The following is a 603-nucleotide window of genomic DNA, read 5'->3' as shown; positions in this document are numbered from 1 at the left end:
CTCTCGATTTAGTTAGCCATTTAGTCATCAATATGCAGCATTATCAGCCGCACGATATTATCTATGGCGACTACAAAATGTCGGGCTATGATGAAGATCTACAACGTTCTCTGCTGCAATATTTATCTGTCGACAATGTCCGCGTTACGCTGATCGCCAAAGGGCTTGAGTACAATCGCACTGCGGAGTGGTATTTCACCCCCTACTCCGTCACTCCATTCAGTAGCGAGCAAAAACGCTTCTTCCAACAAATTGATCCGCGTTGGCAGTTTGTTCTGCCAGAGAAGAACCCGTACATTTGTTACGACCTCGACCCAATGACCTTTGAAAACGGGGGCTCACTACCGGAGTTGATTGAAGATATCGAAGGTTTTCGCCTGTGGCATTTGCAAGATGATGAGTTCCGAGTGCCGAAAGGCGTAGTGTACGTTGCGATCGACAGTTCTCACGCGGTCGCATCGCCTAAAAATATTGTGAAAACACGTCTTTGTGTCGAAATGTTTTTGGACTCATTAGCTAAAGAAACCTACCAAGCTGAAATCGCGGGCATGGGCTACAACATGTATGCGCACCAAGGTGGGGTAACTTTGACGTTGTCGGGCT

The 603-nt window shown here is 47.1% G+C and carries 1 pseudogene; it reads left to right on the top strand.

Going from position 1 to position 603, the window contains the following annotated elements:
• Positions 1 to 603: pseudogene (locus R7Q46_RS28395) on the top strand (insulinase family protein); the annotation flags it as partial.

It is taken from the genome of Vibrio sp. 811 (genome assembly GCF_033339195.1).
Note: the sequence above shows the minus strand (reverse complement) of the source record. Positions and strands in the feature narration are given on the sequence as shown.